Raw genomic sequence first — 504 nt, 5'->3', positions numbered from 1 at the left:
TCCACGCTGCCCTGCGGCGGGCCGGGCGGGCGGTGAACGGCAAGAAGGTCGAGCGGCTGATGCGCAAGCACCGGATCGTCGGGATCACCCGCCGTCGGCGTCGGGGCCTGACCCGGCAGGCGAAGCGGGCGGTGTTCGCCGCCGATCTGATCGGCTGGGACTTCACCGCACCCCGCCCCGGATGCGGCTGGTCGGCGACATGACCGAACTCATCACACTTGAGGGGAAGTTGTATCTGGCGACCTGTATCGATCTTGCGACGCGGGAGGTGATCGGCTGGGCGATGGCCGACCACCACCGCGCCGAGCTGCCGGTCGCCGCCCTGCGGATGGCGGCCGGCCGCGGTGGCTGGAGGACGGCTGCATCATGCACACCGACCGCGGCAGCGAAGGCGGATTCAACTGGTCGTCGCAACACCGGCGTGCACCGATCGTAGATGATCGTCGAGGGCTTCCGCGGGTGTCTTCCAGCCGAGGGTCTTACGGGGACGGGAGTTGAGGACCG

General features: G+C 69.4%; 2 protein-coding genes. Both read left to right on the top strand.

Annotated elements, in window-relative coordinates; translation table 11 throughout:
* Nucleotides 1-203 (top strand): IS3 family transposase (locus C1I97_RS38680; protein ID WP_146608484.1); only part of this gene is annotated, 203 nt, incomplete at its 5' end.
* Nucleotides 182-436, top strand: a complete 255-nt coding sequence (locus tag C1I97_RS40545; RefSeq protein ID WP_181447134.1) for a DDE-type integrase/transposase/recombinase — start codon at nucleotides 182-184, stop codon at nucleotides 434-436. The genes C1I97_RS38680 and C1I97_RS40545, both read left to right, overlap by 22 nt.
* Nucleotides 437-504 lie beyond the last annotated feature (68 nt).

The sequence above is a fragment of the Streptomyces sp. NTH33 genome (assembly GCF_003236365.1).
Taxonomy (GTDB): Bacteria; Actinomycetota; Actinomycetes; order Streptomycetales; family Streptomycetaceae; genus Streptomyces.
Note: the sequence above shows the minus strand (reverse complement) of the source record. Positions and strands in the feature narration are given on the sequence as shown.

What these genes read in the sequence shown, in the direction of transcription:
- C1I97_RS40545 (WP_181447134.1), top strand. Translation starts at nt 182, where the DNA reads ATGCGGCTGGTCGGCGACATGACCGAACTCATCACACTTGAGGGGAAG.